The sequence below is a fragment of the Photorhabdus antumapuensis genome (assembly GCF_020387775.1).
In the GTDB taxonomy this organism is placed as follows: domain Bacteria; phylum Pseudomonadota; class Gammaproteobacteria; order Enterobacterales; family Enterobacteriaceae; genus Photorhabdus; species Photorhabdus antumapuensis.
Genome location: NZ_JAHZMK010000026.1, coordinates 61,923 through 87,066, shown reverse-complemented (window position 1 = coordinate 87,066; position 25,144 = coordinate 61,923). Strand labels below are relative to the sequence as shown.

23 protein-coding genes and 1 pseudogene are annotated in these 25,144 nt (G+C 43.3%); 9 read left to right on the top strand and 15 right to left on the bottom strand.

Translation table 11 applies throughout. The features are described 5' to 3' along the window. The 4 genes and pseudogenes from KZ793_RS22680 to KZ793_RS11960 form a co-directional block, all read left to right on the top strand. Positions 1-1,273, top strand: a 1,273-nt coding sequence (locus tag KZ793_RS22680; RefSeq protein WP_317987461.1) for a DUF637 domain-containing protein, incomplete at its 5' end; no start/stop codon positions are given. Then, positions 1,270-1,638, top strand: a complete 369-nt coding sequence (locus KZ793_RS11970) for a hypothetical protein (protein WP_225815550.1) — start codon at positions 1,270-1,272, stop codon at positions 1,636-1,638. The genes KZ793_RS22680 and KZ793_RS11970, both read left to right, overlap by 4 nt. Positions 1,639-1,880: 242 nt before the next feature. Further along, positions 1,881-2,000, top strand: a pseudogene (locus KZ793_RS11965) (macro domain-containing protein); the annotation flags it as partial. A gap of 495 nt (positions 2,001-2,495) precedes the next feature. Continuing rightward, positions 2,496-2,645, top strand: coding sequence for an HNH/ENDO VII family nuclease (locus tag KZ793_RS11960; protein ID WP_225815549.1), 150 nt, complete (start codon positions 2,496-2,498; stop codon positions 2,643-2,645). A gap of 72 nt (positions 2,646-2,717) precedes the next feature. Here KZ793_RS11960 and KZ793_RS11955 read toward each other — a convergent pair whose 3' ends face one another. From KZ793_RS11955 to KZ793_RS22885, 11 genes are all read right to left on the bottom strand, one after another. Continuing rightward, positions 2,718-3,461, bottom strand: a complete 744-nt coding sequence (locus tag KZ793_RS11955) for an amino acid ABC transporter permease (RefSeq protein WP_225815548.1) — start codon at positions 3,459-3,461, stop codon at positions 2,718-2,720. Position 3,462: 1 nt separating this feature from the next. Beyond that, positions 3,463-4,200, bottom strand: coding sequence for an amino acid ABC transporter permease (locus tag KZ793_RS11950; RefSeq protein ID WP_225815547.1), 738 nt, complete (start codon positions 4,198-4,200; stop codon positions 3,463-3,465). A gap of 79 nt (positions 4,201-4,279) precedes the next feature. Beyond that, on the bottom strand, positions 4,280-5,116 hold the full coding sequence (locus tag KZ793_RS11945; RefSeq protein ID WP_225815546.1) for an ABC transporter substrate-binding protein: 837 nt from the start codon (positions 5,114-5,116) through the stop codon (positions 4,280-4,282). Between the two features lie 168 nt (positions 5,117-5,284). Next, positions 5,285-6,004 (bottom strand): phosphate signaling complex protein PhoU, encoded by a 720-nt coding sequence (gene phoU, locus KZ793_RS11940; protein WP_225815545.1) that lies wholly within the window; start codon positions 6,002-6,004, stop codon positions 5,285-5,287. Positions 6,005-6,018: 14 nt separating this feature from the next. Beyond that, the gene (gene pstB / locus KZ793_RS11935; RefSeq protein WP_036813691.1) at positions 6,019-6,795 is read right to left on the bottom strand and encodes a phosphate ABC transporter ATP-binding protein PstB; all 777 of its coding nucleotides are present in this window, start codon (positions 6,793-6,795) and stop codon (positions 6,019-6,021) included. 26 nt (positions 6,796-6,821) lie between these two features. Further along, positions 6,822-7,706 (bottom strand): phosphate ABC transporter permease PstA, encoded by an 885-nt coding sequence (gene pstA, locus KZ793_RS11930; RefSeq protein WP_225815544.1) that lies wholly within the window; start codon positions 7,704-7,706, stop codon positions 6,822-6,824. 1 nt (position 7,707) lies between these two features. Further along, complete coding sequence (pstC, locus tag KZ793_RS11925; protein WP_225815543.1) at positions 7,708-8,664, bottom strand: phosphate ABC transporter permease PstC; 957 nt, start codon at positions 8,662-8,664, stop codon at positions 7,708-7,710. A gap of 99 nt (positions 8,665-8,763) precedes the next feature. Further along, positions 8,764-9,804: a phosphate ABC transporter substrate-binding protein PstS gene (gene pstS, locus KZ793_RS11920; protein ID WP_225815542.1), complete on the bottom strand. Its 1,041-nt coding sequence runs from the start codon at positions 9,802-9,804 to the stop codon at positions 8,764-8,766. 214 nt (positions 9,805-10,018) lie between these two features. After that, positions 10,019-11,350: a two-component system sensor histidine kinase EnvZ gene (gene envZ, locus KZ793_RS11915; protein WP_225815541.1), complete on the bottom strand. Its 1,332-nt coding sequence runs from the start codon at positions 11,348-11,350 to the stop codon at positions 10,019-10,021. Further along, positions 11,347-12,066: an osmolarity response regulator transcription factor OmpR gene (gene ompR, locus KZ793_RS11910; RefSeq protein WP_118985171.1), complete on the bottom strand. Its 720-nt coding sequence runs from the start codon at positions 12,064-12,066 to the stop codon at positions 11,347-11,349. The genes envZ and ompR overlap by 4 nt, the downstream gene beginning before the upstream one ends. 138 nt (positions 12,067-12,204) lie before the next feature. Next, on the bottom strand, positions 12,205-12,366 hold the full coding sequence (locus tag KZ793_RS22885; RefSeq protein ID WP_397443602.1) for a GreA/GreB family elongation factor: 162 nt from the start codon (positions 12,364-12,366) through the stop codon (positions 12,205-12,207). Between the two features lie 589 nt (positions 12,367-12,955). On the opposite strand from KZ793_RS22885, the gene greB reads away from it, so the two are divergent. Continuing rightward, positions 12,956-13,429, top strand: coding sequence for a transcription elongation factor GreB (gene greB / locus KZ793_RS11905; protein WP_225815540.1), 474 nt, complete (start codon positions 12,956-12,958; stop codon positions 13,427-13,429). A gap of 283 nt (positions 13,430-13,712) precedes the next feature. Here the strand turns inward: greB and KZ793_RS11900 are convergent, their stop codons facing one another. Then, positions 13,713-13,877, bottom strand: coding sequence for a hypothetical protein (locus tag KZ793_RS11900; protein WP_225815539.1), 165 nt, complete (start codon positions 13,875-13,877; stop codon positions 13,713-13,715). Between the two features lie 645 nt (positions 13,878-14,522). Between KZ793_RS11900 and KZ793_RS11895 the strand changes: the two genes are divergently transcribed. The 4 genes from KZ793_RS11895 to KZ793_RS11880 all read left to right on the top strand — a co-directional run bounded on the left by KZ793_RS11895 (position 14,523) and on the right by KZ793_RS11880 (position 19,955). Next, on the top strand, positions 14,523-16,847 hold the full coding sequence (locus KZ793_RS11895) for a Tex family protein (protein ID WP_225815538.1): 2,325 nt from the start codon (positions 14,523-14,525) through the stop codon (positions 16,845-16,847). A 265-nt stretch (positions 16,848-17,112) separates the two neighbouring features. Continuing rightward, positions 17,113-17,346, top strand: a complete 234-nt coding sequence (gene feoA, locus KZ793_RS11890) for a ferrous iron transporter A (protein WP_225815537.1) — start codon at positions 17,113-17,115, stop codon at positions 17,344-17,346. A gap of 47 nt (positions 17,347-17,393) precedes the next feature. Next, entirely contained in the window at positions 17,394-19,706 is a 2,313-nt protein-coding gene (feoB, locus tag KZ793_RS11885; protein WP_225815536.1) for a Fe(2+) transporter permease subunit FeoB, read from the top strand. A gap of 9 nt (positions 19,707-19,715) precedes the next feature. After that, positions 19,716-19,955, top strand: a complete 240-nt coding sequence (locus tag KZ793_RS11880; protein WP_225815535.1) for a FeoC-like transcriptional regulator — start codon at positions 19,716-19,718, stop codon at positions 19,953-19,955. Between the two features lie 208 nt (positions 19,956-20,163). Here KZ793_RS11880 and KZ793_RS11875 read toward each other — a convergent pair whose 3' ends face one another. From KZ793_RS11875 to KZ793_RS11865, 3 genes are read right to left on the bottom strand one after another with little or no spacing between them, the layout of a single operon-like run. After that, a complete protein-coding gene (locus KZ793_RS11875) occupies positions 20,164-21,147 on the bottom strand; it encodes a putative type VI secretion system effector (protein WP_225815534.1) in 984 nt (327 codons plus the stop codon). Then, positions 21,144-23,786, bottom strand: coding sequence for a T6SS effector BTH_I2691 family protein (locus KZ793_RS11870; RefSeq protein WP_225815533.1), 2,643 nt, complete (start codon positions 23,784-23,786; stop codon positions 21,144-21,146). Before KZ793_RS11870 ends, KZ793_RS11875 begins: the two co-directional genes overlap by 4 nt. Continuing rightward, positions 23,786-24,820 (bottom strand): DUF4123 domain-containing protein, encoded by a 1,035-nt coding sequence (locus KZ793_RS11865; RefSeq protein WP_225815532.1) that lies wholly within the window; start codon positions 24,818-24,820, stop codon positions 23,786-23,788. Before KZ793_RS11865 ends, KZ793_RS11870 begins: the two co-directional genes overlap by 1 nt. Between the last annotated feature and the right edge of the window lie 324 nt (positions 24,821-25,144).

Genomic DNA, 25,144 nt, shown 5'->3' with positions numbered 1-25,144 from the left:
TGATAACGTCATGGGATGGGATAAAGCCGCCAATGGCACGCAAATTAACCCGGCAAAAGCGACATTACCTAAATTAAGCAATGGTGACTGGAGCAAAGTCGCTCAACGGGTAGCAGGTCAATCCATTATCAGTTCCAGCCTGGGTACAGCCATCAATGGCGGTAGTTTTAAGGACAATTTTACCACCGCATTACTGGCCAATATTGGCAGCCAGATTAACGCCGAGGGTGCCGGGTTGATTGGCAAGAACGGTCAGGTGTTAGGTTTACCCGGAAAAGCTATCAGCCATGCGGCGGTTTCTGCCCTTGCGGCGGAAATTGGCGGCGGTGATGCCAAAGGGGCGGCTGCCGGGGCATTAGCGGCAGAACTGGCCGCGATAACATTGGATAAAACATTCAATGATCCAATGAAAATTCAGGCGGGTGGCAAAATCATTGGCAGCGTTGCAGGGGCCATTGCGACCAACAGTGCCAAAGGCGCTAACAGTGGGGCTAATGCCGGAGAAATTGTTATTCTCTTTAACCACCTGAACTCCATGAATGCCTACAATCTGGTCAGAGAGCTCCAGGAAGCCAATAAGCAGGGAACGCCTACCGAAGCAATCTGGAACAAATACAACAAACTGAGCGCAGCACAACGGGCAGACATGTTATCTGACTGTGCCGGGAGCGGTGGGTTATGTACATTGACCTATCAGGCCGAAATGGACGGCGGGATAAAAACAGCAGATGCCATCAGTGGCTTAAGATGGATGTTTGACTTATCGGCTGAGGATGCTCATCGCATCAGCCAGTTTGTGACGACAGAAAACCAGAACGATTTAGGGCTGTTGTATAACTCGCTGCCCGCTTGGGAAAAAGGTGCATTAATAGCCAAAGAAGCGGTAGAATCTGCCGGTATTGGTGGTGCTATCGGCGGTAAAGCTTCCGTTGCTTCGATTGTTGGGAAGAATAAACAACCTTATCAGCCGAATAAGGGTGCAGTTGGTAATATGGGAGAGTTTTTTAAGCAACCGGGATTTGGGAGTCAGATTAAAGATGGCTCAAATAAAACCAGTCAAATTTATCAGGGACAGAGTGTTTATCAAGTTAAAGATGATATTGGTGGTATGATTACCAAAGGAGATAAATATTATCTTGATGGCTCTCATATGAATCATCTTGAAGTATTTGATAGAAACGGTAAATTTAAGGTTGTCGTTAATCTTGATGGATCTTTTAATGAAGCCAAAACAAAAAGTGCAAAAGCCGAAGGCAGGAGATTGCCTAAATGAAAGATAAATTCCTTTTTGAAGAGTTAAAAACTTCTTATTTGAAGCTATTCTCTGAACAATCTAACGCTAAAGTAGACTTAGATGGCTTATCTGTAAATTATGGTAAGGATATTGATGTATCCTACATCGAATATTTACAGAGATTATTTGACAGTCAAAAATTACTTGATAGTGCTATAAGTACTGGTGATAGATTAGCAGTACAAGCAGCTTTATTAAGGATAAGAGTCCACTCGATGACATTATCTAGCTTTTTTGAAGCGTTTACTAATGATGCTGATGAACTACTAAATATCGTAGATGAACCAAAAATCCCAGAAGATTACAAAATACCTGATCATTATAACTATCCTCAAAACAAATAACTCACAACCCCAGCCACGGCTGGGGCTTATTTATCTGCCAGTTACTATTTACTTATCAGAAAAAATTATTTAAAAAGAGGGCTGTGGAAAACTAGGGACTATTGATATATGGTCTAAGGGTTGGCTAAGTATAGACATATATGATTGTATTTTAGATAGGCAGGTAATGAATGTCATATATTCACCCGAAGAAAAACAATCTTACAAAACTTTAGTAGAGGTGTTTTTAAGGATATTATTAAATGAAAAATAAAGTGGAAATTATGTTAGGTGACATAACAAAAGTTGCTGTTGATGCTATCGTTAATGCAGCTAATACATCTTTACTTGGTGGTAGTGGAGTTGATGGAGCAATACATAGAATTATTTACAGGGTCTGACTTACAGCTCTTCTGCATCCCAAAAACACTTTCAGGATTGTGTTGGATTTGAGTATTTTGTAAATTCACTTCATATTGATGACTATGTGAATAAGGATTATTTAGAATATTCAATATTATTCTGTAATTCCTTACTTATTTCATGGAATTCTTTTAATCCCATTAGTAAACTTAATGTTATTACTTCATTAGACGAATTTGGGTCTTTAGTTAAATTTCATTTAGACAGGAATGGGGCAATGTGGTTAAATGAAGACTTAGAATCATATGATGAGCCTATTTTAATAACAAGCAGTTTTATTGAATTACAGTAAAAAACACATAATAAATAAGTCGAATTTGCCCCATATATAAATATATGGTTATATTGGTCAACTGAGCTAATTGAACTTCAAGGGAATAAGGTTTATCAGAGATAATGATATATTCGATCCGAAATATATTAACCCAAAATCAGGAAAAACGAACATAGAGCTAATGTCATCCGGTCGTACACCAATCGGTACAGATAGTAAGCCAGTGAATCTTCACCACATGTTACAGAAACAAGATGGTGCAATTGTAGAAATTACACTATATTTCCATAAAGAAAATCATGGGGTTATACATATTAATGAGGGAAATTAACATCAATAATCTCCCTATCGTGAAAATAGGGAGACTATACTTTAGATATAGATAATTAAATAAAGAGAAAGACTAATATTGGGGAGCCAAAACTAATTTTTCTTTCCGCCAGAAACGGAAAATAGACATTTTCCTGCGTTGCAGAGAAAAACGGCGAACAAGATAGTTTGCAGTTAATTCCAGTGCCAAACACATCACGAAATAAATTAACGCGACAAATAAAAAGACTTCTGTCGGGTAAACCATGCTGCGATTATTAACCTGAGTTGCCAAGAATGACAGTTCCGCCACGCCAACAATATAAGCCAGAGAGGTATCTTTTATCAGCGCAATCCACTGATTAATAAAGGAAGGTACCATCATCCGCAACGCTTGTGGCAAAACAATGTACCAAAGTACCTGCCAACGGTTAAAACCTAATGATAGCCCTGCTTGCCACTGACCGGCACCAATCGCCATAATCCCCGCTTTTACCCCATGCGCCAAATAGGCCGAGGTGATCAATGCCAAAGCGCAAACTACTGTCGTAATTTCTGGAATTTCTATACCAAGCATCACCGGCAATAGGAAGTAAGTCCAGAAAATCAGCATAATGACGGGAATTGCACGGAAAAAGCCCAATACTGCGGCTAACAGGTTAACCCAGAAGCCTTTCAGCATTGCCAAAGCAATACCAGCAACCGTACCCAATACAATAGAAATCGCCCCAGCCATCAGGCTAATAATCAATGTCAACGCTGCCCCTTCAAGAGGACCATCAGGGAAGGTTCCTAACAGTAAATAGCGCCAGTTTTCTGCAATGACTGAAAAATCCATTTTAATGTCCTCTCGCTATAGCTTGTTGTTGACGCCATTGCCCCCAACCTTCCATGACGGCAATAGTGGCGATATACAGCACCGTCGCCACACCGAATGCTTCAAACGTTTTCAATGTTTCGGTTTCTACTTGACGCGAAGCATATGACAACTCAGCCACGCCAATTGCCATTGTCAGTGATGAGTTTTTCACAATATTCATATATTGTCCTAGCAATGGCGGCGTTGCGATCTTCAACGCTTGTGGCAATACGACATAACGCATTGCCTGCCAGCCGGTGAGCCCCAGTGCATGAGCGGCATATTTTTGCCCGCGCCCTACACCCTGGATACCAGCGCGTAGCTCTTCCGCCACAAATGGTGCTGAATAGAGGGTTAAACCAATAAATCCAGCCAGGAATTCAAATGAAGGCCAGGCCAATGATAGACCTAACAAATTGATTTCATGAGGCGTGTTCAGCCAAAGCATCACTTCTTGCGGCAGTATTTGCCCTGAGGCGAAATACCAGAAAAACAGTTGTATCAGCAAAGGCGTGTTGCGAAATAGCGTGGTGTAAGCGGTTACCGGCCAACGGAGAATTTTCAGTTGGCTGTCACGGGCAGCAGCCAGTACAAACCCTAGTACGGTGGAAGCCAGAACGGTACAAGCGGATATCCACAGCGTAATCAGGAAACCTTGCCAAAGCCACCCCAAATATTGGGGAGCAAGCAACTGTTCTGTAACAAATAACTCAAACATATCTTACGATTACCAGGTATTACCAATGACAAAGCCCCGCAACAACAGGCGAGGCTAGTTACCAAGGGTTTATTACTTATTAGGACTCAGTTTGCTGCTCCAAAGGCGCAAACTTAAAGTCCCCTCGCGGCTGAGACGACTTGGTCTCCGGGCCAAACCAGCGGTTATAAATCTCTGCGGCTTCACCCTCTTTTTCCAGTTTCAGCAAAGTTTGGTTCACCGCTTCAACCAAGCGCTCTTGTCCTTTCGCCGCAGCCACTGCCTGATATTCACGAGTGATGCTAAAAGGAGAGATCTCAAACTCAGCTTTTTGGGCTGCCGGTACATTAGCCAACAGACCGACTAACTTGGCATCATCCTGCGTGATGGCTTGCACATTACCGTTACGTAGCGCAGCAAAGGCCAGAGGTGTGTCGTCATAAGAGATCACTTTGGCTGTCGGATAATGCTCGCGCAACGTAATTTCCTGTACTGTCCCCTTATCAGCACCAATACGTAAATTTTTAATGTCTTCGGGAGATTTTAAAACACCTTTACGGGCAATAAATTTTTGCCCAGTGGCAAAATAAGGGATTGAAAAATCAACTTGTTTAGCACGCTCATTAGTGACGGTAAAGTTGGCGGCAATCAAGTCAACTTTCTTTGATGCCAACAGAGGTAAACGGTTTGCCGGGTTAGTCGGACGCAGTTCCAATTTAACACCCAAGTCATTTGCAATCGCGTTTGCGATATCTACATCATAACCCGCCAGTTTTTTGGTTTGCGGGTCAATAAAACCAAACGGTGGATTACTGTCGAACACAGCGATCCGCACTGTGCCGGTTTTTTTAATATCATCCAGCTTATCCGCCTTCGCAGCACCAGTAACCAGTGTTAACCCGGCCAATAACGCCGTAATAAGAACGCGAGATTTCATTAAACACTCCTGACAACAATTAATTCTTTATTAATCACAAGCTATCAATTCCACTATAGTGCATGAAATAATATAAATAACTATACTTATAACTATTAATAATTATAAGGTAAAAAAATGCTGGTAAAAATACCAGCATTTCAGATGATTGACAAAGGGGTCAGCGAGCTACTCGTTATCTTTCGTCAACAGCTTTTCCAGTTCATCACCACCTACGTGCCGGAAATCCTGCCCTTTAACATAGTAGAAAATGAATTCACAGATGTTTTGACAACGATCGCCAATTCGTTCAATAGAACGGGCACAAAGCAGGACGGTTAGCACACTGGGAATGGTTCGAGGATCTTCCATCATATAAGTCATCAACTGGCGGATAATACCTTCATACTCTTTATCCACCTTTTTATCTTCGTGATAGATACGAATCGCTTCTTCCAGATCCATGCGGGCAAAGGCATCTAAAACATCATGCAGCATCTGGATGGTATGGCGGCCAAGAGATTCCAGGCTAACCAACAGTGGTTGATGCTGATGTGAGAATTTCTCAAGTGCCGTCTGGCAAATTTTATTTGCGACATCACCAATTCTTTCCAGCTCAGCGATTGTTTTCGAAATTGACATAATCAGCCGCAGATCACTGGCCGTTGGCTGGCGCTTAGCAATGATGCGAACACACGCTTCATCAATAGCCACTTCCATCATATTGACCTTATGGTCATCCTCAATCACTTCACGCGCCAATGCGGCATCCTGATTATGCATCGCGGTAATAGCTTTAGTGAGTTGCTCCTCCACCAGCCCGCCCATTGCCATCAGTTCAGTACGGACATGTGCCAGTTCAGCGTTAAACTGACCAGAAATATGTTTATTGAGATTCAGATTGTCCATGTTACGCCCCGTAATCAACCATAACGACCGGTAATATAGTCTTCAGTTTGTTTCATTTTTGGTGTGGTAAACAATGTGTCTGTATCACTGAATTCAATCAATTCACCAAGGTACATAAACGCAGTGTGGTCTGAACAACGCGCCGCCTGCTGCATATTATGAGTCACAATCACCACGGTATATTCCGATTTCAATTCGCTGATCAACTCTTCAATCCGACCAGTAGAAATCGGGTCGAGAGCTGAACAAGGTTCATCCAACAGTAAAACTTCCGGCCGGATCGCAATGCCACGCGCAATACACAAACGTTGCTGTTGCCCGCCAGATAGACTGTATCCGCTCTGATACAACTTATCCCGGGTTTCATTCCATAATGCCGCTTTCGTCAAAGCCCACTGAACACGTTCATCCATTTCTGCTCTAGAGAGTTTTTCAAACAGACGGACACCAAACGCGATATTGTCGTAAATAGACATCGGAAATGGCGTTGGTTTTTGGAATACCATGCCAACTTTAGCCCGTAGCAGCGCCACATCCTGTTTATCAGTCAGGATATTATTGCCATCCAACAGAATTTCACCTTCCGCCCGCTGTTCACCATACAGTTCATACATTTTGTTGAAAGTTCGTAGTAACGTAGACTTACCGCAACCCGACGGACCGATAAAAGCGGTTACTTTATTCTTTGCAATATTCAACGTTATGTTTTTCAGCGCGTGAAATTTGCCATAGTAAAAGTTCAGATTGTGAACCTGAATTTTGCTGCTAGCGATATCATTAACTATGCTCATTTACTTCTCTCTGTTGAAAATATCGGTCAGTGCTTTTTCTTGGCAAACAACACACGCGCCACAATGTTAATCAGCAATACACACAGGGTTATCAATAATACGCCGGCCCACGCCAGTTGCTGCCATTCGGAGAATGGACTCATGGCAAATTTAAAGATGGTGACCGGTAAGTTAGCAATTGGCTGGCTCAGATCAGTACTCCAGAACTGATTGGAAAGAGAGGTGAACAGCAATGGCGCTGTTTCTCCGGCAATTCGGGCAATGGCCAGCAGCACACCGGTGATAATGCCGGATACCGATGCTTTCAGCGTAATGGCTGAAATCATTTTCCACTTCGGTGTACCTAAGGCATAAGCGGCTTCTCGCAGGCTATCAGGAACCAGTTTCAACATATTTTCCGTGGTCCTGATAACAATCGGCACCTGTAACAACGCCAAAGCAATCACTCCCGCCCAACCGGAGAAGTGCTGCATTTTCGTCACAACGACCATGTAAACAAATAAACCGACAACAATAGAAGGGGCTGACAGCAAAATATCATTGATAAAGCGGATCACCTCTGCCAGCCATGACCGGCGGCCATATTCCGCCAAATAGATACCCGCCATGATCCCCAGAGGCGTACCGATAACCGTCGCCCACAGGATCAGTAATCCACTGCCAACAATGGCATTTGCCAAACCACCACCTTCCGTATTCGGTGGTGGTGTCATTTCAGTGAACAACGCCAGTGACATGCCGTCGAAACCTTTAGTGACGGTGGAAAACAAAATCCACACCAGCCAAAACAGACCAAACAACATGGTCGCCATTGATAACAGCAGAGCGAAACGATTTTTTTGACGACGCCATGCCTGTTTACGGCTACTTACATTGGCATCAATAGGCTTTTGTCTGTCTATAGTTGCCATATCAGCGCCCCTCATTCTTCGCCAAACGCATAATCATCAATTTTGATAGCGCCAGCACAATGAAGGTGATCACAAATAGAATCAGACCAAGCTCCATCAATGATGCGGTATGCAAGCCAGATTCTGCTTCCGCGAATTCGTTCGCCAGCGCAGAAGTGATGCTGTTACCGGGCATAAACAGTGAGAAACTGTCGAGCTGGTAGGTATTACCGATGATAAAAGTCACCGCCATCGTTTCCCCCAACGCACGACCAAGCCCTAACATGACGCCACCGATCACGCCATTTCGGGTGTGAGGCAACACGATGTGCCAGATAACCTCCCAAGTGGTACAGCCGATACCATAAGCGGATTCTTTCATCATCACCGGAGTCTGTTCGAAGACGTCACGCATCACCGAAGCGATATAAGGGATAATCATGATAGCGAGAATGACACCTGCCGCCAGAATACCGATGCCAAAGGCAGGGCCGGAGAACAATTCACCCACAATTGGCAGACTAGAAAGGACATTACCGACGGGCTGTTGGAAATAGGTGGCAAACAGCGGCGAAAAAACAAACAACCCCCACATGCCATATACAATACTTGGGATGGCGGCCAGTAACTCAATGGCGATACCGAGCGGACGTTTCAGCCAGTTAGGCGCCAGTTCGGTTAGAAACAGGGCAATCCCAAAACTGACGGGCACTGCGATAATCAACGCAATCAACGAAGTCACCAACGTACCGTAAATCGGTATCAAGGCGCCAAATTGCTCCGCCGGGGCATCCCACGTTTTCTGCCAGAAGAAAGAGATGCCGAACTGCTGAATACTAGGCCAGGAGGCAATAATCAGCGAGATAATGATGCCTCCTAACAAAAATAAAGTTATCAGCGCAGCTAACCTAACCAGTGCGCTGAAAATAATATCGCCATTTTTACTGGGTGCTTTCATTGCCGTTTTTTGTTCGGCCATAGAGCTTATTCTCATTCGGGGTTAACTCCCCCTTAAGCCGGGGGAGAAATTAAAACGACAAATTTAATCGATATTTAAAACAATCACTATCAACACGACTTAATATAGAGCCTTACCATTGCTATCTTTTATCTGAGTTTTCCAAGTCGCACGCACTTGCTTAATCACCTCTCCGGGCAGGGTTGCATAATCCAGCTCGTTTGCCTGTTGACTGCCTTTCTCATAAGCCCAGTCAAAGAATTTCAATACTTCCGCCCCTTTCACTGCATTTTTCTGCTGTTTATGAACCAGAATAAATGTAGTGGAAGTCATCGGCCACGCATTTTCACCTTGTTGGTTTGTCAAATCCTGAGCAAATGTTTTATGCCATTCCGCTTTCTTCGCTGCGGCACTGAAACTCTCTTCTGTCGGGTTCACAATGTTGCCGTCAGCAGATACCAATTTGGTATAAGCCAGATGATTCTGTTTAGCGTAAGCATATTCAACATAACCAATGGAACCTGTCAGACGCTGAACAAATGCGGCAACCCCATCATTGCCTTTACCGCCTAAACCAATAGGCCAGCTTACGGTGGAACCCGCGCCAACTTTCTCTTGCCACGCTTTATTCACTTTAGAGAGGTAGCTAGTAAACACAAAGGAGGTACCGGAACCGTCAGCACGACGTATCACGGCAATATCTTGCTCCGGCAGTTTGACTCCCGGATTCAATTGAGTAATTGCTGGATCATTCCACTTTTTCACTTTACCTAAATAAATATCGCCTAAAGTTTTACCATCCAATGTCAATTCACCGGATTTAATCCCTGGGATATTAACCGCCAGTACCACCCCACCGATGACTGTCGGGAACTGAAACAAGCCATCAGCAGCTAACTTTTCATCCGATAAAGGGGCATCGGAAGCCCCGAAATCAACGGTATTTGCCAGAATTTGTTTTACGCCACCGGAGGAACCGATGCCTTGATAATTGACTTTATTGCCTGTCTCTTTTTGATAAGAATCTGCCCACTTGGCATACACCGGTGCGGGAAATGTCGCACCTGCCCCCGTTAAGCTAGTGGCAGCAAATACCGACAGGGTTGTCAAAGAAAACGTCGCTGCCATTATACCGGTTACGGTGGTACGCATCAGTTTCATAATCCCTCCTAATGGGATATTGAGAATCAATAAAGAAATGTACTCGTCAAATCAAAAAAGGTGCAAGAGAGAAAATAGGTCAATTTAATTACAGCAAAATGTCTTAATTATGACATTTTTATGACAGCGCAATGGACGCTTAACCGATGACTGACATAAAACTGTCATCTCCACACACCATTAAAATCAAATATAGGAGATGATTATCAAGCCGTTAAAAATTATCTTCCACGACAGGAATACAGACACGGATAGATAATCCTCCTCTGGGGCTGGTGCTCATTTCAATTTTCCCATCATGAGCATCAATAATTCGCTGAACAATCGCCAGACCTAACCCTGTTCCACTGCTGCTGCGCGCTCTTTCGCCGCGAACGAATGGCTGAAATAACCGTGGCAAATCTTCCTGTTTAATGCCAGCGCCATTATCTTCTACCTGAAACCAGGCAAATTTATTTGTCTGACCACTACTCACTTTAATCCAGCCATTACCATAACGATTGGCATTAACCAACATATTAGCCAATGCCCGTTTAATAGAAATCGGATTGGCGTTAACCGTTATTGGGTGAAGAGACAGATGGTTTTCAATATCCTGCTCATAGCCATTCTCTGCGGAAATCACCTCTTTGAGAATAGAATTCAGTTCACAAAACTCCATTGGCATTTCTTGTCCAGTACGGAGATAGTCAATAAATTGCTCAATAATAGCGTTACACTCTTCAATATCTTTATTGATAGATTCAGACAGATAAGCATCTTCCTTGCTCATCATTTCTGTTGCTAGTCGGATACGTGTCAGCGGAGTACGCAAATCATGGCTTACTCCGGCAATTAATATCGTACGGTCACTTTCCAATAACTTTATCCCGGCGGACATTTGGTTAAATGCGCGAATGGCTGCACGAACTTCCATAGAACCCGCCTCCCCCACCGCTGGCATCATAATACCTTTACCTGTTTGCCTGGCGGCATACTCCATTTCCAGTAAAGGCCGGTTCTGAAAACGGATATAAAGCCAGATACAACCGAATACCAGTAATAGAATTGCCAGTGTATAGCGGAAAATAGGAGAGAATTGATTTTGTTCGATCTCAGTCAGAGGAACCCTGACCCAAATATCGGGAGCCAGATAAGAATTAAGCCAAAGTATCGGGCTATCTGTGTTTATCTCCAGACGAAGATCAGCCTTGCCACCAAGGTATTCGCCCATCTTCTCACTCAAGAAATCATAACGCCTGGCCCAACGTAAACCTTGTACCTCCGCGTCAGATTCAGAATAGAGCGTAATACCCAACTCCTGGTAAATCTCCCGGCGAACTACCGGCGATATCACCAGAAAAGAGCCATCCTCTAGCTTCAACTTTTCAGCCATTAGGGTACGAACTTCATACGCTAATACCTTATTGAACTGCTGCAAACTTGGCATGATAACGAAATTCACAACAACCAAGTAACTGGTTACCAGACTGATAAACAGCATAGCCATAATCAGGAATAAAGTATGGGTAAACGTGCTGCGAGGGGAGAACCGCAATAATTTCATACACGAATTCCGTCTGGCACAAAGACATAGCCCAGACCCCAGATAGTCTGGATATAGCGAGGATGGGTAGGATCTTCTTCAATCACACGGCGCAGACGTGAAACCAAGACATCAATCGATCGCTTCATCGTACTATATTCCCGGCCACGAGCTAAACTCATCAGCTTATTACGGGACAGTGGCACGCCAGGATAAGACACCAGTACTTTCAATACAGCAAATTCTCCACTGGTTAATTGAATATGTTCATCCCCCTGAAACATTTCCCGCGTACTCAAATTGAGGCTAAACTTACCAAAATTAATAATTGCATCATCCTCAGCCGGTAGGCCCAATAACTTATTCGCCTGACGACGTAATACCGCCCGGATACGCGCCAATAACTCACGGGGATTAAATGGCTTCGGAATATAATCATCAGCGCCAATTTCCAACCCAACAATACGATCTACCTCCTCTCCCCTCGCCGTCACCATAATAATTGGCACCGGATTATTTTGGTTTCTCAGCCTTTGGCAAACAGAAAGCCCATCTTCTCCTGGTAACATTAAATCCAATACGATTAAGCTAACAGATTCCCGTGTCAGTAAGCGGTCCATCTGCTCCGCATTAGCAGCACTACGTACCTGAAAGCCTTGTTCTGTCAGATAACGTTCTAATAACGTTCGTAAACGCATGTCATCATCCACCACAAGGATCTTGTTATCTACTTGCATTATTAAACTCCAAAAAACACCACATACTTTGATAAATTTATCATTATGAAAGAGATTAACCCAAAGATAGAAACCAGATATCTGTATTTTGAGACTATTCCTAATAGGACTTATTTCCACTGTTATTAATTCAGATGATTAATTTAGTAGTTTATTACTGACAATGAGAACGCAGTAATTCACTGTCAAATATCGAATTTCTACCGTTATTTTGCCATCCACCAACCTACCAATTAGCGCTCTAGCTACCGGAAAATCGATAGAAATCCATTTATTAGCTGGATTAAATTCATCAGGCAGACTAAACGAAAAATGCTCTTTGCTGCATATTATCTTCTTACCTGCTCCACAGTTTTGGTTTTTCCTTCCCTACGAGGATCTGGATTGATAATGTTCAGCACATCCCAACGTTTGGACCAGAAGCCACTCGTCGGTCGATTTCTCGTCACCTTTTCTTACTATAGTAAACAACTTAGCTTGTTTTTTCTTCAATTGAACCTTAATAGCCTGTTTCATCACCAGAAAGATTCACAGCATACATACTATTCAGTATACAGAACCATAAATTATATGATGAACGTTATAAATATTAGAGCCAAATATCATAATAAGCAGACAGGTAAAGCAATCCTGCCATCGATAATGCTAATTCGAAACCGCCTGCTAACCGCTTATCTCTCGTTTTAACATCCGTGTTCACCGTAGTGGGAGCGTATTGTATTCGCTTGTCACGCAGCCGATTCAATCCATCAACAGTGATAAATTTACGCAACCCATGACGACCTGAATGTAACTAATACGTTAATCTTGCAAAACAACCGGGATTTATTGATTAATGACTAAAAACCGTGTCTTAATTTGACATCTACTACATCTACATCAAGCTAAAATGAAAACTAAACTGATAACCCGTGAAGGCTACAACAAATTAAAGGAAGAGCTGGATTATCTCTGGCGTGAGGAACGTCCAGAAGTGACTAAAAAAGTCACTTGGGCAGCAAGCCTCGGTGACCGGAGTGAAAACGCAGATTATCAATATAACAAGAAGAGGCTACGGGAAATTGATCGAAGAGTTCGATATCTGACCAAAAGCTTAGAAGAATTGCGGTGTGTGGATTATTCCCCCCAACAAGATGGACGAGTGTTCTTCGGTGCATGGGTAGAGATCGAAAATGATCAAGGTGAGATTAAACGCTTCCGTATTGTCGGGTACGACGAAATTTTTGGTCGCAAAGACTACATATCAATCGATTCGCCAATGGCACGGGCTTTATTGAAGAAAGAAGTTGGCGACAGCGCAACCGTTCATACACCCACAGGAAAAATGCTGTGGTACGTGAATGAAATTGAATATATGAAATAGCCTGTATACTCTTTAGACAAGCTAGCTATATATCGAAGAATAACAACCGGATGAATCGCACGCTAACGATTCATTCACTCTGCAAAGCAGAATTTAATACAGGCAGCCAGAATTAAAGCATTAAATGAACGTGAAATAGTGCTGTTGTTTTACTCTTAGCATCACGGACAAGGTAATCAATTATATCGCCACATATTTTATAATTATAAAAATCAGCGTAAAGCGCCTCCCAGTCAGGGAGGCGTTTAAATAAGTCAGAAACATATACGTAAGACAATTGAACTCACTTAGAAACTGGCAACTTTCCGCTTTTAAGAAAATACTGGAAATCCTTATCACCCTGTTCTACCGCACGTTTCACATCAAAAGCAACCATTTTACGTGAGGATTTCTTACGCTTAACGTCGGTTTCTAGTTGTACTACAGTGTGCGGTAACTGAGCTAACATCGAAACCTCCTTGAGAACAACGGTAGTGAATGATAGTTGACAATTATATGATCGACATTTAATTAACAAAAATATAATCACTGATATAAGTAAAACAACACAATAATAAACAATAAGACTGGAAGATCAAAAAATCTTCCAGTCTTGATTAATAAAACCATCAAATCACCTTAAAATAACGTTCATTTCAATTGGGATTTATTTGATTTATTGGTGCTAAATATTCTGTTGTTTAGATTTATTTTTCCAAAATAAATCTAATTTTCATTAAATAAATTCTTTCGGTAATCCCTCCATTTTTAACGAAAGTCAAAATTAGAATTGTCATTTATTAGTTACCTGCTTCAAGGACAACACTATGAAACTCTAGCTTTTCCTGTTTTAGCCGTTCTTTCAGTTTAATTCGTATATTCAGAAATAGCTCATAACAAGTCCGGTAACACACTTATGGTTCCCAGCGACAACTTTTCACATTTAGGTTTAATCACTGTTGTTATAGCGTAACCAGCAACAAATTCGTTGAATGATATCGTAACTCGTCAGAATAAGATTAGATGTAAACTGGAAATTGTTTCTCGCAGAACGTATAAAGGGGTTTTGTGAATATTTGAAATCTGAAGCTTATCCACCAGAAGAAAACGCAACATGAATGAATCTCTGAGCCAAATTATTGCAAGTGAGCTACAAGCGCAGCCACAACAGGTACTTTCTGCGATTAGCCTGCTTGATGAAGGGAATACTGTCCCTTTTATTGCACGCTATCGTAAAGAAGTTACCGGCGGTCTGGATGATACCCAACTCCGTCAACTTGAAACCCGCCTTAGTTATCTGCGCGAACTGTCGGACCGCCGCCAGACCATTCTTAAATCCATTGACGAGCAAGGTAAGCTGACCCCAGAACTGGCCGAAGCCATTAATAGCACCCTGAGCAAAACAGAGCTGGAAGATCTTTATCTGCCATACAAACCGAAACGCCGTACCCGTGGACAAATCGCTATTGAAGCGGGCCTTGAACCACTAGCGGACGCCTTGTGGCAAGATCCACAGCAAGAACCAGAGCAGGTTGCCACTACCTTTGTTGATACCGATAAAGGTGTGTCTGATACTAAAGCGGCTTTGGATGGCGCGCGTTATATCCTAATGGAACGTTTTGCCGAAGATGCAGCGTTATTGGCAAAAGTACGTGACTATCTATGGAAAAATGCTCATCTGGTCGCTAAAGTCGTTGCAGGAAAAGAGGAGGAAGGCGCTAAATTCCGCGACTACTTTGATCACCATGAACCCATTGCACAAGTCCCTTCTCACCGCGCATTAGCCATGTTTCGTGGCCGTAATGAAAGCATACTGCAACTTTCCCTAAATGCTGATCCCCAGTTTGATGAACCACCGAAAGAGAGTTACGGCGAACAGATTATTACTCAACATCTTAATCTGCGCTTAAACAATGCGCCGGCAGATAGCTGGCGCAAAGCCGTGGTGAATTGGACTTGGCGCGTCAAGGTATTGCTACATCTTGAAACTGAATTGATGAGTACCTTGCGTGAGAAAGCGGAAGATGAAGCCATCAAAGTATTCGCCCGCAACCTACAAGATCTACTGATGGCTGCACCAGCGGGTATGCGCGCAACGATGGGGCTCGATCCCGGTCTGCGTACCGGCGTCAAAGTGGCCATTATTGATGCAACCGGCAAACTGATTGCCACAGACACGATCTATCCACACACCGGGCAAGCGGCTAAAGCCGCTGCAAGTGTCGCCGCGTTGTGCATCAAGCATCAGGTAGAACTGGTCGCCATTGGTAACGGAACCGCTTCCCGCGAAACAGAACGTTTCTTTGCGGATGTGCAAAAACAGTTTCCAGAGATAAAAGCCCAAAAAGTGATTGTCAGTGAGGCAGGGGCATCGGTTTATTCTGCTTCTGAGCTGGCAGCTCAGGAGTTTCCTGATCTTGACGTTTCACTACGCGGTGCCGTCTCTATCGCCCGCCGCTTGCAAGATCCACTGGCTGAATTAGTAAAAATCGATCCGAAATCCATCGGTGTAGGTCAGTATCAACATGATGTCGGTCAGAGTCAGCTTGCCAAAAAATTGGATGCCGTCGTTGAGGATTGTGTAAACGCCGTTGGCGTGGATCTCAATACCGCTTCTGTTCCACTGTTAACCAGAGTTGCCGGGTTAACCCGTATGATTGCCCAGAATATCGTCAACTGGCGTGATGAGAATGGCCGTTTCAATAACCGTGCACAATTACTGAAAGTCAGTCGCCTCGGGCCAAAGGCTTTTGAGCAATGTGCTGGATTCTTGCGGATTAATCACGGTGATAACCCGCTGGATGCATCGACCGTTCATCCGGAAGCTTATCCAGTAGTTGAAAAAATTTTGGCGGCCACTGAGCAGAAACTCCAAGAATTGATGGGTAACCCTGCTTCATTGCGTGGATTACAACCTCTGGATTTCACCACCGAGCAATTTGGTGTTCCAACCGTTACCGATATTTTGAAAGAGCTGGAAAAACCTGGCCGCGATCCACGTCCAGAGTTTAAAACTGCGACTTTCACGGAAGGTGTGGAAACCATGAATGATCTGCGTCCGGGAATGGTGCTAGAAGGTGCAGTCACTAACGTGACTAATTTTGGCGCATTTGTCGATATCGGCGTTCATCAAGATGGTTTAGTTCATATCTCTTCGCTGTCCGATCGTTTTGTAGAAGATCCTCACACCGTGGTAAAAGCAGGTGATATCGTTAAAGTAAAAGTGTTGGAAGTTGATCTGAACCGCAAGCGCATTGCTCTGACCATGCGCCTTGATGAGCAACCGGGAGAAACCCACTCACGCCGCAGTAATAATGCACAAACTGATCGCCGCCCTGAACGTAATGACAGGAACCGTAATACTTCCCGTTCTTCTACCTCAGCCGGAAACAGTGCTATGAGTGATGCGCTAGCCGCCGCATTCGGAAAAAAACGTTAAGATTCCTATCGCTGTAAACAGATGCACTGCTTCGGCAGTGCACATTTCACCGCTTGTGTCGGCAAGAATCCAAATTCACGGATTTATGCCAACCTGAGTGGCTAAATTAACATCAATAATGAAAATACGATTAACATTGAAATTAATGTTGGTTATTATTCTTATTTGCAATTAGTATGAATTGGATTAAAAATCGCACTTCATAATGAATGGGTACGACTAATTCTCGGTATTATTTTACTTATCACAAATTCCGGAAGGTTATATGCAACTTCTTCCAAACCATAGTTACAAGATCATTGGTTTTTCTCCGAAGATCAGCCCAGCTTACCGACAGAAATTGCTGTCATTAGGTATGTTGCCCGGCTCCTCTTTTCATGTGGTCCGCTTAGCACCTTTAGGTGATCCGATACAAATTGAGACTCGCCGAGTCAGCCTAATTCTGAGAAAAAAAGACTTGGAATTTCTCACATTAGACAACGCTCAATGCAACGCATAATCCATTGCAAGTAGCAAAACGGTAACTCCTAATCTGGCACTAAAAACATGAAAGCACTGACTATTGGCTTAATTGGCAACCCCAATGCCGGCAAAACGACATTATTTAACCAGCTTACTGGCGCTCGTCAACGTGTAGGCAATTGGGCTGGCGTTACGGTAGAACGAAAAGTTGGCCGTTTTATCACCGCAGAACACAAAATTGAGTTAGTTGACCTGCCGGGAACCTACTCTCTAACCACGATTTCTGAACAAACATCACTGGATGAGCAGATAGCCTGCCACTATATCCTGAGCGGTGATGCAGACATGCTGATTAACGTCGTAGATGCTTCTAACCTTGAACGAAATCTCTATCTGACGTTACAACTGTTGGAATCAGGCATTCCATGCATCGTTGCTCTCAATATGTTGGATATCGCTGACAGTCAGCATATCCAAATTGATATTGCCGAACTGGAGCAACGCCTTGGTTGTCCAGTCATTCCAATGGTTTCAACCCGAGCAACGGGACTGAATGAGCTGAAACGGGCAATTGACCGCCATAAGCAGAATTCCGGGCAATCACTAATTCACTACCCTGATTGCCTGTTGCAAGAAGTTGAGACGTTATCTGGTGCAATTTCAGACAATTTTCATGCTCAACAACGCCGTTGGCTAGCGCTTCAGATGCTTGAAGGGGATATTTACAGTCTGGAACGTTCCGGCCTTGCTACCTCAATGCTGATTGAATCCAAAGAACGCTTGCAACAACAGCAACATGAAGAGCCCGAACTAGTGATTGCCGATGTGCGCTATCAAAGCATCAATACATTGTGCATGGCAGTGATTGATACCCAAAAAGCCATGCCAAACAAACTCACTCAGGCAATTGACAGAATTATCCTCAATCGTTGGTTAGGCGTACCTATTTTCCTGGCGGTTATGTATTTAATGTTCGTGCTAGCGATTAATATCGGCGGTGCATTACAACCTATTTTTGACGGTGGTTCTGTCGCTATTTTCATTCATGGGGTTCAATGGCTTGGGCATACCTTAAGTTTCCCTGAATGGCTGACGATTTTCCTCGCGCAAGGTATCGGTGGTGGTATTAATACGGTTTTACCACTGGTACCACAAATCGGCATGATGTATTTATTCCTCTCTTTCCTTGAGGACTCCGGTTATATGGCGCGGGCTGCGTTTGTCATGGATCGTCTGATGCAAGTTTTAGGACTACCGGGTAAATCGTTTGTCCCGTTGATCGTTGGCTTCGGTTGCAACGTCCCATCCATTATGGGGGCGAGAACGCTAGATGCGCCGCGTGAACGCTTGATCACGATTATGATGGCCCCCTTTATGTCTTGCGGTGCACGATTAGCCATCTTTGCCGTCTTTGCCGCTGCATTCTTTGGCAAAAACGGGGCAACCATTGTTTTTTCCCTTTATATATTGGGCATTGCAGTTGCTATCCTGACTGGCCTGATGTTGAAATACACCATTATGCGTGGCGAAGCTTCACCATTCGTTATGGAACTCCCGGTTTACCATATTCCACATCTAAAAACCCTGCTTCTGCAAACCTGGCAACGCCTGAAAGGTTTTGTTATCCGTGCCGGTAAAGTGATCGTTATCGCCAGTATGTTTATTGGTGCACTCAACAGCTTCTCATTCTCTGGTAAAACAGTGGATAGCATCAACCAATCTGCTCTGGCTTCGGTCAGCAAGGTCATTACACCTGTGTTACAGCCAATTGGTGTTCACTCTGATAACTGGCAAGCAACTGTTGGTTTGATAACTGGTGCCATGGCAAAAGAAGTGGTGGTTGGAACACTGAATACTCTGTATACCGCAGAAAACATTGCTAATGAACCGTTTAATGCAGATGAGTTCAACCTGTTTGCTGAGCTGAAAGATGCGGTTGGTGAAACCTGGAATAGTTTAAAAGAGACATTCACTCTGAGCGTGCTTGCCAACCCAATCGAAGCCAGTAAAGGTGACGGTGAAATGGATAATAGCTCTATGGGAACAATGAGTGCCAAATTTGGTTCCGCTATTTCTGCTTACAGTTATCTGATCTTTGTTCTGTTATATGTGCCTTGTGTTTCGGTGATGGGCGCGATCGCTCGTGAAACAAGCCGTGGTTGGATGACATTCTCCATTCTGTGGGGGCTGAACGTAGCTTATTCAATTTCAGCCCTGTTCTACCAGATGGTGACTTTCTCACAGCATTCGCAAAGCAGCCTGATCATTATTCTGACCGTCATTCTATTTAACGCATTGGTGTTCTACTTCCTGCGTCGAGTACGCAGCCGCGTGACAATGAAGTTAATCAGCAACCCGGGAAATAGCTGCCACTGCTCCAGTGGAAACTGTCACTAGGAGTTGAAAATGATTAGCCTGTTACAAGTAAGGGATGCAGTCGCTCTGAATGGACGGGCAGATGCCAAATTGTTGAGCCACCAGCTTTCTGCGTCAGTACAGATGATTGCCGCTATGCTTGAACAACTTACAGTGATGGGCAAATTGGAAAAAATTGATGCAACTGCCTGCCTAAGCGGCGGTTGCAAACAATGCCCTGAAGCACAGAAATGTGATACGGCGGTTTATCGGATTGCTGGGGAATGTTGAATGGTCTAAAACAATTAATCAATGTTCGATCGCCATTTAGACTCGCAAAAATACGATAGATTACTCGAACTAACATCTGCGATAGCGTCAGCTTATCGGCGGGATTGGTGGATTTCTATCTTTTTGAAAGTCGATAAACTCTTTCATTCTCTGCATTTGGTCATAATGCTGCCCCAAAATTTCTGCTAACTTTTTTATTTTCCTTTAATTAATAGTAATAAAAAAATTCCAAGCGATACCATTTGCAAGGAATATTCTCCCCTTCTTCACTATCAGGATCAACATATTTTCCCTGTAGTTTTAAATCCTTAAGCTTTTTCTTAGTTGAAATATTTAAATCAACCAAAGATGGTTCAGGAAATCCCAAAGTTATAAATATTCTTTCAGATAATAGTATTGTTGGTTTTGGATCTTTTTTCTCAAGACTTTTACCTTTAAAGTAGAATAAAACATCGACAAGAATAAAGATAAAAACAAGAGACAAGAAAACCACCATTGTCACTTTTTCTGCATTTCCGTAAAACATGAAAGAAAGAGTCATTAAAAATAAAAACAATGCTAATCCATGATTAACTTTCGTACCAAACTTGATATATCCATCAAGACCACATTCGCAACGAGGAGTCATTGAAATAATCCTTGTATAAGGATTAGCCAAGGCATAAACAACATAATGATTATCTTTAGGCGCTACAGCTAATTCAACATAATCACCAACTTTGGCATTGGTCATCCCTAACCAACCATGAAATGGAATACCGTTAATTTTTCCACGAACAAAATCACTGGGATCACTCATCCTTTCTCGACTCTGTGATGTCACTGCCGCTGCTGCGGCATTCCCTGCGATAGCAAGCAGTAATGCGCCTACTTGAGCACGTTTTTCCTGCCGTGCAAATCCCTCCGGATCATATTCACGATCAGTAAAATAACCCCATACTTTCATTACACTAAATTCTTCCAGAGTTCCGGTCACTTTAATCAATGGTGCTTTCGGGGGTAATTCTGGCGGTGGCGGTTCTTTAGCAAGTAGTGCTTCTAATTCTGGAATTTTTTTCTCTGCTTCAGCAGCTTTATTTCTTTCCTCAACAGTACCATAAGAACTTAATCCCATATAGAATTTTGCATCTGATAATTCGTTTCTGATTTTTTCGAAATTAATAAACTCTTTAATATCTCTACGTTTAGTCATAATACTGCCCCCAAAGCTTCGCCTAACTTTTCGCTTTGTTTTTGATAAAGCTCATTACGTTTATCCTGTGTCTCAATCAATATAGTTGAAACGAGATATTTATCAGGTTCTTTACCAAATACACTGTTACGGCACCAACCTTGCAAATCATTATCAATAAAAAGAGTATATAATTCATCAAGAACAAATATTATTATCATGAACTGCCAGCTAGCGAAGAATCCAATAATACGCCAAGCAGCGATCTTACCTATTTGGTCAAATGCTAATTCTATTATCTTATTACTAAACTCACGCTTAACCAACACTTCTAATAAGCCACTCATTGATTTCACAAGTAAACCCACATCCGCCGATGATTTTAGAAGAGACAACCCAAAGAAAGACCAGCGAGTATCTTCTTTTCTCCATTCACTGACAACATCACTACCATCAATCCCTAAATTCAATACAGACGCTACCACTCCAGCGCTGGCTCCTACAAATTTAATCGACGTAGTTGCTGCTTGATTTTTTATCCCATATTCAATAGCTGGTTTGATCACATCAGCAACCGTGCTCAGTGTACTTAGAAACGCCGAAGTAACCTGAGCATACCCTTTAGCATCTCCTTTACTCTCTTTCAGTTGATCAGCAAATTCCATCCCGTTAAAAAACAGAACCAGAATTTTTATTCGTGAAGCTTTTAAGGTTTTTTCGCCTTCGGCACTTTCGGCAAATTTATCAAATTGCTGTTTATAACTATTTAGCTTTTCAAGATCTTTCGAGGACTTATAAGTCTGAAGGCCACGAGCAATTACCTGTCTACATGAATTACCATTTTGAATATCTGCAAGACAAAGCTCTTGGATTCTATCCAACGGTACACCAGATGCGACAGAAAATATTGTCTTATTCAGCAATATATTCAAACTATTCAGCGCACTATCCAGACCAGAAAGCCGGAACACACGCTGCCCAATCGTGGATAAACGTCTATCACATGCCAACATAGCACGAGAAAAAGACGAATTTGACGATATAGGCGCTTCCAGTGCTTCATTCGCCTTATCATAAGCATCAACCAGTTTGCCAAAACATTTCTGCACGACAGAAAGATAGTCAGATTCAGCAGCAGGTAATGTATCGTTTTTACTCGCCTTCATTTTATATAATAACGCTTCGGTATCCGCCATTACTTCCGGATTATTCAATAACAGAGAACGCCAAACAAAATTACCCTCCGGTTTTGCCGAATATTGTCCTATTAATTCATCCAAAAAAGCACTACCACTATCCGTAACATTGAGTGAGGCCATTGCATAATCCACTGCCTCCCGATAACTAAGGTTGTCAGAAACCTGAGTTGAATAAAAATCATGGCAATGTGTTATCAGCCGCTCTTCTTTTAACCAGCTTACCCGAAATTCAGCCAAAGACTCTAACCGGCTGGCAATCGTATGGCAGAATTTGTCATAACAATCTGAAAACGCCTGTCGTTTAGCTAGATTCAGTTCTGCCTCATATTTATTCCAACTGGTCGCCAGGGCTATCTCCCCATTCTGTTCCGCGACTTGCTTTGCTTTTACCATCAATGCATCAAGTGTACTTTGCCGCTGTGACATCGCCACCGAGGGGATTTTTACCAAAACCTTATCCATCCCGTAATTGGCCGTACTTTTATAAGCATCCAGCGTCTGCTGCTCTGCCCTAGCTTTTTCAACCTGCTGAATTTGATTCTTCGCTCCATTCAGTGATTGTTGGGTCATAAATTCAATCGACAAATCATCTAACCAAGCGGAGTGTTCTCCGGCGATGTCATCACTCCAACCAGCCAGCTCATGAGCAATACCAATCGGATCATGCAAAACGATTAACACTGGAGAGACAGAACTACCATCCTCTGCCGATCCTCGTTTTTGCATGGCTTTAACGGTCGCCTCTGCATTCCCCGACCGCTTTTCACTCCACGGATAGAGTGTACCCTGTGGACCAACGGTGTTAGGATCAAAGGTATAATATGGCGCTTTTCCACTTGTCCGGCTGATCCGCCTCACTTTAGGGTTGTAAGGCAGAATATATTTGGCGGCGGAGTCATCCTCCTTATGGTAATCCATCACCGTATTCAAGTTATCCACGGTAACCTGACTGATGCCAACACCCTCAGGCACTCCGCGCCACTGCCACGGTTTCACACACTGCATGCGTTTTTGCCGTGCTTCAGGGTGGTTGTGATAGTACTGGATTGTTTCTTGACTCCAGACTGAGGGAGAAAAGGCCAGCCAGACATCTTGACGTAAAGCCATATCCCTCAACACAATAAATTCCACATTAGTACTTTGATGGGTCGGCGCGTAACAATCCGCTGTTTTCTTATCAAACACACTAAAGGCATTCGGCTGCTTCCACAGCGCGCCATCCTCGCTAATGCTCCAGGTTTCCCAGCAATACTGAACCAAGGGTCCAGAGTCGGTGTAATAAACATATAAAAACCCTTGTCGTAAGGCACGCAGGGCATAATGGTAGCCCTGAGCCGAGGGAGTCAGAGTTTCTGCCCACATCGGTAAAGTTTCACCAACACAATCAGGCACCACGCTATAACGCACAGGCAGCAGCGCTGGTCCGGTTACTTCGCACATCTGGCACGATAGTCGATTCATTACAGAATCTCCTTATTCTTTGGCGAAATAGTAGAAATATTGAGATGGCAACACTCACGGGCCAGAACCTGCCATTCTTCTTCTGTCAGTCTGGCTGTACGCTCGACATAGCTACCAGTACTATTACCCTCTTCGGCAGACAACAGCGATTGTATCCGAGGGTGTAAATCAATCGCCGGGTGATATAGCAAGCCATGCAATGCACAAACTTCCAGATCCAGAGCATCACTAAAGGAATAGCGCTTGGTTATCCGGCGTAATAAGGTCAGTATGACATCCAATAGTTCAGGTTCTGTTCGGCGTAACCGGTTACGGTGTGCCTGACGATATTGGCGCAATGCCCGATTCATCGGACCTGACCAAGTTATTTCGGCTACTTCTTCCGAGGACAGGCCCAGTGAAAAGGTGTATAACTCCCTCGCAGACTGTGCATTGTCCCGATGCAGTAACTGACCATCGCCATCAACCAGATACCAGTCTGTCAGCGGTCCCAGCAGACGCGAGCGCTGCCAGCTATCCAGCAACGGCCATATGGCATTATTCACTGCCGGATCATAAAAACGTAGCATGATTTTCTGTACTGATGATAATTCCTGTACCGCAGTCATGCTGATATGTTGCGCAATCACAGAGACCGGACTAATACTGAACAGCCAACCACAAACCATCCGGCCACGCCCGGTAATCAACTGTGCGGGATCTGCTTCCTGTAACGCCTGAGTGATACTCAACGCCAACAGTTCAGCATCCTCAGACCGATTAATATCCAGCGGGATCAGCCAAGGAGAATAACGAGATGCATAACGGGGATGATTTATCTGGGTCGGTATTGCCGCTGGCTGATGATTAAGGACTACCTCAGGAAACCATTCTTCCTGACGGCGATCCAGAAAAACCGCCGTATCAACCACTAATAGCCCTTGTCCGTTATGCTGGTTAAACACTGTACTCAGGTCCGCCAGCAAACAGGCTTTCTGCCGGTTTATCACATCGGGAGAAAAATCATAATTAATTTGTGTCTTTATTTCTGTCATCAAATATTCCTGTCATTACATAACTATCTTTCTTTAATCTCTTTTTTTTACCAAATGGAACCAGTGTCATTTAATCCATTGAATCTTTTAGCTAAAAAAATAGGTCCACAGGCAAGCACATTTCATTTACCTGAATACACGATATAGATTGATTAGCTGATCCACCAATACTTAAATTTTCAGACTAATAAACTAAAGCGTTGGCAGTGTAAAACGAACAAAAAGTGATATGCAACTAAACCAGCGGTTAATAATTGTAAAAATAAGTAAACCTTACGAATCGAATCATATGATTGATAAAAAATAATTTTATTGAAATATCCC